Here is a 6,564-nt window from a genome sequence, read left to right on the forward strand (position 1 = left end):
TATGCTAAATGGGCGCAGGCTTTATGTTGCTGATATGCGGAAGCTGAAAAGCGACAACGAAACGTTTATGAAAACATACAATGCCACTATAAATAGGTGGTATAAGCGTGATGCTGATAATATACGGCTGGACTGGGTGATTGATAATCATAGCGATAACATTAGCGAGCTTGACACATGGCTTGCGCTGGGGTTGCTGGAGACATCCAACTACCTATTGTATAACAACAAAAAGAAGGAGATACCTAAAAAATGATAAAACGTTTATGTGTGTTGCTACTCATATTCTTTTGCGGGTTGACTGTTCCTATTTACGCTGATACACGTAGCGCAGGTAATACGTTGATGTATGCTGTGCCGCTCTATGCTCTTGCTCTGACAGGCTATCATTTAGATGGCTACGGCTCACTGCAGCTCATTGCGGCAACGGGAGTAACGCAACTAGCATCGGAAGGGCTAAAAAGTGCAACAAAAGAGAAACGACCTGACTATAAATCAGGCGACTCCAAAAAATCATTCCCATCAGGGCATGCCGCAGGTGCATTTAGTGGCGCAACGTTTATCCACAGACGCTACGGGCTAAACCAAGCAATCGTCCCTTATATGGCTGCCACGTTTGTTGCATATTCTAGGGTGGATGCCCGCAAACACTACGTGCATGACGTGGTGGCGGGGGCGGCTATTGCGGGCTTATTCTCATATCTAATAGCAAGACCGCTTGAAAAAAAGGTAGAGGAAGAAAAGGCGGACAATGTATCTTTTAGCATAGATTCTCTGTATTTCACTGATAAAGAGTTTGTTGTATCGGTGTCGCTGGCGTGGTAAAATGCTATATGCCAAAGAATAAGTTTTTAACTGATAATTGTTTGATTTATCTGAAGTTTATGGGCTTTATCTGGCTGATTGAGCTAATAATGCGCGCTATATTCGCCCTGTGGCAGTGGAGTGCTCTGTCTGCAAACCCCGCAGGTGTTATCGCTAAAGCATTCTACATTGGGATTAGATTTGATGGCAGACTTGCTTGTCTGCTAGCTCTGCCTGTCCTATTCGTGCTGTATGTTCCTATATTAAATAAGCGTTTCGACGTTATTAGCATTTACCTGCGTCACTTTTATATGGGGTTAATATTCATATTGTTAGTTGTATATGCGGCTGATTTTGCGCACTATTCATATATTGGCGTGAGAATCAATTTTGAGCTATTTCACCAACTAAACGACTTAAAAGAATCTATTTTAATGGTATGGCAGACCTACCACGTGTTGCCCCTGCTAGTGTTTATGGCATTAGCCGTTTATGGGGCGGGGCGGATTATTAAAATTATATTTGATAAATGCTTCTATGCGCGCGAATATCCGCTCAAAATGCAAATAATATCAGGTATTTTCGCCTTTATTATTTCATTTATTTTAATTTATGGGCAGTATAGTTTCACTTGGTTTCCGTTGCGCTGGAGCGAGGCATATTTTGCGGGCAAAAGGGAGATTAGCGCATTGGGGCTGAACCCCGTGCAGAATATATATGACACCAAGCCACGCAAAAAGCGTAAAAATAGGCAAGACATAAAGCTAGTCCAGTCTGCATATCCACTAGTGGCTGATTATCTGGGGATAAAGGGCAATTTAGACTTAAAGGGTGATACGCCACTTGATTATATGCGTCTGGTGCCAGAGACTGGGCGCACTAGACCAAATATTGTGCTGATTATAGTTGAATCATTAAGCACACATAAAACATCGTTGATGTTTGATGAACTGCCTGTTACGCCGTTTTTGAAACAGTTAGCAGAAAAGTCGCTATATTTTCCTAACTATTATGCATCAGCGCGCACCACTGCTAGGGCGTTGTTTTCAATATTTACAGGCATACCCGATAAGAACCCGTCATTTGATAGCTCCTCGCGCGATGCTGATGCAGTAGACCAGCATCTAATCTGGACTGATTTTAAGGACTATAAAAAGTTGTTTATGCTCGGTGGCAATGCTAACTGGGCAAATATGCGCGGGGTGCTCGCCAACAACATCTCTGGGCTTGAGATACTGGAAGAGGGGTTTTGGAAAGCTAAACGGGTTGATACGTGGGGCATATCAGACATCGCTCTGATGAGGGAATCTAACGCATATCTAGCTAGTCTTGATAAGAGCGAACCGTTTTTTGCAGTTTTACTCACAGCGGCTAATCACCGCCCATTTACCATACCTAAAAATATAGATGGGTTTGACTATTCAGAGCCTAAAACGTCATTTGTGGAAAAGTATGGTTTCTATATGGAGGAATACAATGGAATGCGTCTGTGCGACTTTGCACTGAAAGAGTTTTTTGAGCTGGCGGAAAAGTCCGACTACTACGACAATACAATATTTATAGTAGTAGGCGACCACGGGATAATGGAAAGCTCCCCAGCTGCCCCTAAAACATATCAGAAACTTGAGCTGCACGAGTATCAAGTCCCACTAGTCATCCACTACCCGAAACGATTCAAGAGCGGGGTAGTTTTACAGGCAGGCGGACACACCGACCTATTCCCTACGATTGCAGGGCTTGTAGGAATTTCATACCACAATACGACACTTGGGCGTGACCTATTTGATAAACGCTACGGGGACGACCGCTGGACATTCATAATGCGGACATACACAACTCCACTGTTAGTAAGCAGAGACAGACTTGCTGTGGGTGGCACGGGCGAAATCTACAGCAGGAAAAAGGATGACATGCACAGTGACTGGCAACTGGTAGAGCCTGAACCAGCAGATGCAAAAGCACTGGAACTGCTAACCACTGGCATAGAGGAAACAGCTAGATACATGCTGTATCATAACAAAAAGACGGGGGAATAGCAAAGATTTTGCTTATATTATGATGACACGGCGCGATTTTTTGAAAGCAGGTGTAGTTTCAGGGCTGACAGCACTGACAGGTTGCTCTCCATTGCCACCATTTGATGAGACAGAATGGACAAGGCGCACATCAGAGCAAGATGTTGGACTGCTATACGCTGAGCACTATGGTGAAAATGGTTTATTTTTTAACCCGTGGATGCTACGTGGCGGAGGTATGAGTCTAGTTCGCGCTCTCAAGAACCGCATTGCAGAAAATCCATTCAACCCAGAGTTCTCCGATGCAAACCTTACAAATGTTGACAATGATTACAGCTATCTAAATGATAGCTACAACCAGAGTATCTCATTTGTAGGGCATGCTACATTCATCATCAAGCTGGCAGGGAACACTATATTCACCGACCCGTTCTTGTCAGACACCGCACTGGTAGTGCGTAAAGAGGTTAAAATAAAATTTGACATTGATAATCTTCCTAATAATCTCGTAGTGCTACTAAGCCATAACCATTACGACCATTTAGATTCTGATACCATAAAAGAAATCTCTGCAAAGAAGAATGCCATATACATCGTCCCTCTGGGGCTTGCTAATCTGATGAGACGTTACGGCGCGATTGAGGTCTATGAGCTTGATTGGTGGCAGTCAAAGACTATAGGTGATGTGACGTATACATTTTTGCCCGCTCAGCACTGGTCTAGGCGGATAGGGCAGAGAGACAGTAGCACGCTTTGGGGTGGCTTTATGCTCACTGGTGCTGGCAAGACCATATACTTTGCGGGCGATAGTGGCTATTTTGTGGGCTTTAAGGAGTTTGGCAGACTTTATAACATTGACTACGCACTCGTAGGGGTAGGTGCTGAGGAGCCACGCAATATAATGCATTATGCACATACTAATCCAGATGAGTTCTTTAAGGCAGCAGCAGATTTGGGAGCAAAAAAAGCTATCCCTATGCACTTTGGGGTGATACGGCTTGGACGTGAACCTGTCTTGTACCCCTTGTATCAGGTGTATGAACACCTTAAAGCGCATCCAGAACTGGTGAAATCTACCTGTCCACTACGCGTGGGGGAATTTACTAAAATATGAAAAATGGTTTTATCCTCTTTGTGCTTATACTGCTCAGTAGCGTTTTCATCTATGCCGCTGACGACTCTAGTGGTGAGATAGAGCGACTACTGCAGGCAATGAAATCTATTCCGACAGGTTCAGTATTCATCCGCAACGGGAAAGAATATAACCCCAAAGAAGCCGTAGAGCATTTACGTGGTAAGCTGGCACGTGCTGGAGATAGAGTCAAAACTACCGAAGATTTTATAGAGCGGATAGCCTCACGCTCTTCCATATCGGGCAAAGACTACTTAATAAAGTTTCCTGATGGAACAACCATTACAACGAGTAGGTTTTTGCGTGGAAATACGAAATAGCAAATTGTGATAACTTATGCTAAAATCCTCTTATGATTGATATTATTCAGAAGGGCGGAGTGCTGATGTATCCCATATTGGGGTTGTCGGTTGTTGCGCTAGGCATATTTTTGGAGCGGCTATGGGTGTTGCGCCCTGAGCGATTTATCCCTGTTGCGCTTTTAGCTAAGTTAAAGGAGTTGCTCGGTGCTGGCAACTATAATGAGGCGGCTAGCTTGTGCGCTATAAACGATTACGCTATTACACGCATAGCTGCTAGACTCATTGAAGATAAAGGGCAAGATTGGCAAAAGCTCTCTGCGGTAGCCGAAGAGGTCGGTAGCATTGAGGCACGGGAACTTGCCAGTTATCAAAGCACCCTGCTGATAATTGTTGCATTAGAACCACTACTGGGACTGCTCGGCACCGTATTTGCAATGATAGATATATTCAACGTTATGTCAACTGGTGCTATAGGCGATGGGCAGGCACTATCGGGTGGCATAGCACTGGCACTTATCACCACTGCGGCAGGTATTTCAATAGCCATACCAGTGCAAGTGTTTCACCACATAGCAAAATACATGGCTGATAAAATTACGAATGAGTTAGAACGGCAGACGATTGCATTGATAGAGCTAATAAAATGAAGTTTCACACTGCCGCCAGTAATGATTCCTCTCGGCTGGCACTCAATATAATGCCGCTGATAGATGTTATCTTTATCTTGCTGATATTCTTTGCCGTTCGCACATCATTTAACGATAGTAGCGAGCTAGACGTTGACCTGCCACAAGCGGCTACCGCGGAGGCTAAGCAGGAAAACGCTGTTGTCCGCGTTATAATAACAGCAAATAACAGCATTTACGTTAATGGAATGCCCACTATGGCAAGTGAGCTTAACGAACAACTAAAGCAGGAGTATGAAAAAGCACAAAATGCATCTGTTGTTATAGAGGCTGACAAGGCAACCCAACATGGCGTTGTAGTGTCGGTCATAGATGCTGCCCGCTCCGCTGGCTTTGAGAGTTTTGCTATAGCGACTGACAAACCGTAGTTTATCTCCCCACTTTCACCACATCTAGCCAGTGATAGACTTCCTTTTGAGCGGCAACTGCCGATAGCTGCATAGTGCACCCGCTACAGCTAGTCAGCACATATCGCAAATCCGCACTAAACTGTTCCATACAACTACGCGCCATATTGTTTGACAGGTCGGGGTCGGTCATCTTTAGTATGCCCCCCATACCACAACACAGCCCTTCGCCTTTATTCAGCCCAGAGAGCAAGTCTGACAGCCATAACCTATCGCCGTCCTTCTGCTCCCAGTGGCAGGGTTCGTGGTAGCCATATTTAGCTGGCTTATCAGCTGTTACGGTAGCAATTGCATCTGTCAATAAGCCCGCTAACGGGGTCAAACTGGCTAGCCATTCCTGCCCATCATCGCCATTTAGTGGGGCGTTATCGTCCTCGCTATCAGCATAAGCCTTTAGACTATGATAGCAGGATGCACAGAACACCGCTATATGCGGTTTGCCTAGTTTGCGCCATTCGTTGATATTCTGGTCTTGCATTGTTCTCATTACTTCGTATCGCCCTGCGTGGTGCATAGTCCCCCCGCAACAGTTGAATCCATTAGTATCTAATAGTGTATATCCCCAAGCCTCTAGTAGTTGTCGTGCAGTCTGCCCCCACTGGGGACGCACGTTGTTAGCCGTGCAGCCTGCAAAAAGCACGACAGGCTTTGATACGTCAATCTTTGCTTTAGCCGATTTCGTAATTATCGCCCACGTCTTGATGTCAGTTTTGTTCGCCATAGCTTTGGCAGTTTCTAGTGTTGATTTCATTAGCGATGGAGCAATAGACAATGGCACCATCATAGCCAACCGCCCGAACAACCCCCATAATGGACCAAGCCTGTTTATCCAGATGTCCCACATATATTGCGACCAGTGGGAATGCTTTGAGCGCATATCTGCAAGCAAATCTCCAGCTGACAACTTACCAGAGCAAGCCTGCTTGCATCTGCCACAACCAGCACATAGACGTGCAAGGCTGAACATATCCCCCCAGCTGAGTTGAGCTGTTCCGCCCGCTAGCTGCTCCATAAGTATGCGTTTAGCTTTCGGAGAATACTCCTCTTTGCGGTATTGCTTGAATACGGGGCAAACCTGCAGACATTCGCCACACTGGACACAGCCACGTTTAACCTTCGTAGCCATAGTCAGTAAGCCTTATTTGGGTTTAGTATGCCGTTAGGGTCAAACAACTTTCTTATAGATTGCATCATATCACGCTCCCGCTTACCAAGCTG

At 45.2% G+C, this 6,564-nt stretch carries 9 protein-coding genes; 7 read left to right on the top strand and 2 right to left on the bottom strand.

Annotated elements, in window-relative coordinates:
• The 7 genes from AC1MDJ_RS06440 to AC1MDJ_RS06470 all read left to right on the top strand — a co-directional run.
• Positions 1 to 256: hypothetical protein (locus AC1MDJ_RS06440; protein ID WP_479690110.1), on the top strand; the 256-nt coding region annotated here is incomplete at its 5' end.
• Complete coding sequence (locus AC1MDJ_RS06445; RefSeq protein ID WP_479690111.1) at positions 253 to 825, top strand: phosphatase PAP2 family protein; 573 nt, start codon at positions 253 to 255, stop codon at positions 823 to 825. The genes AC1MDJ_RS06440 and AC1MDJ_RS06445, both read left to right, overlap by 4 nt.
• A gap of 8 nt (positions 826 to 833) precedes the next feature.
• Positions 834 to 2,840, top strand: a complete 2,007-nt coding sequence (locus AC1MDJ_RS06450; protein WP_479690112.1) for an LTA synthase family protein — start codon at positions 834 to 836, stop codon at positions 2,838 to 2,840.
• Positions 2,841 to 2,859: 19 nt separating this feature from the next.
• On the top strand, positions 2,860 to 3,933 hold the full coding sequence (locus AC1MDJ_RS06455) for an MBL fold metallo-hydrolase (RefSeq protein WP_479690113.1): 1,074 nt from the start codon (positions 2,860 to 2,862) through the stop codon (positions 3,931 to 3,933).
• On the top strand, positions 3,930 to 4,271 hold the full coding sequence (locus AC1MDJ_RS06460; RefSeq protein WP_479690114.1) for a DUF5329 family protein: 342 nt from the start codon (positions 3,930 to 3,932) through the stop codon (positions 4,269 to 4,271). The genes AC1MDJ_RS06455 and AC1MDJ_RS06460 overlap by 4 nt, the downstream gene beginning before the upstream one ends.
• A gap of 32 nt (positions 4,272 to 4,303) precedes the next feature.
• Positions 4,304 to 4,900, top strand: coding sequence for a MotA/TolQ/ExbB proton channel family protein (locus tag AC1MDJ_RS06465; protein ID WP_479690115.1), 597 nt, complete (start codon positions 4,304 to 4,306; stop codon positions 4,898 to 4,900).
• On the top strand, positions 4,897 to 5,307 hold the full coding sequence (locus AC1MDJ_RS06470; protein WP_479690116.1) for an ExbD/TolR family protein: 411 nt from the start codon (positions 4,897 to 4,899) through the stop codon (positions 5,305 to 5,307). The genes AC1MDJ_RS06465 and AC1MDJ_RS06470 overlap by 4 nt, the downstream gene beginning before the upstream one ends.
• Before the next feature lies 1 nt (position 5,308).
• On the opposite strand, the gene AC1MDJ_RS06475 is transcribed toward AC1MDJ_RS06470, so the two are convergent.
• Both AC1MDJ_RS06475 and AC1MDJ_RS06480 read right to left on the bottom strand, forming a co-directional pair.
• Entirely contained in the window at positions 5,309 to 6,472 is a 1,164-nt protein-coding gene (locus AC1MDJ_RS06475) for a (Fe-S)-binding protein (RefSeq protein WP_479690117.1), read from the bottom strand.
• 2 nt (positions 6,473 to 6,474) lie between these two features.
• Positions 6,475 to 6,564, bottom strand: a 90-nt coding sequence (locus AC1MDJ_RS06480; RefSeq protein WP_479690118.1) for an FAD-linked oxidase C-terminal domain-containing protein, incomplete at its 5' end; no start/stop codon positions are given.

The sequence above is a fragment of the Candidatus Termitispirillum reticulitermitis genome (assembly GCF_054655775.1).

Coding starts and splice junctions, on each gene's coding strand:
- AC1MDJ_RS06445 (WP_479690111.1), top strand. CDS start 253: ATGATAAAACGTTTATGTGTGTTGCTACTCATATTCTTTTGCGGGTTG.
- AC1MDJ_RS06450 (WP_479690112.1), top strand. CDS start 834: ATGCCAAAGAATAAGTTTTTAACTGATAATTGTTTGATTTATCTGAAG.
- AC1MDJ_RS06455 (WP_479690113.1), top strand. CDS start 2,860: ATGATGACACGGCGCGATTTTTTGAAAGCAGGTGTAGTTTCAGGGCTG.
- AC1MDJ_RS06460 (WP_479690114.1), top strand. CDS start 3,930: ATGAAAAATGGTTTTATCCTCTTTGTGCTTATACTGCTCAGTAGCGTT.
- AC1MDJ_RS06465 (WP_479690115.1), top strand. CDS start 4,304: ATGATTGATATTATTCAGAAGGGCGGAGTGCTGATGTATCCCATATTG.
- AC1MDJ_RS06470 (WP_479690116.1), top strand. CDS start 4,897: ATGAAGTTTCACACTGCCGCCAGTAATGATTCCTCTCGGCTGGCACTC.
- AC1MDJ_RS06475 (WP_479690117.1), bottom strand. CDS start 6,472: ATGGCTACGAAGGTTAAACGTGGCTGTGTCCAGTGTGGCGAATGTCTG.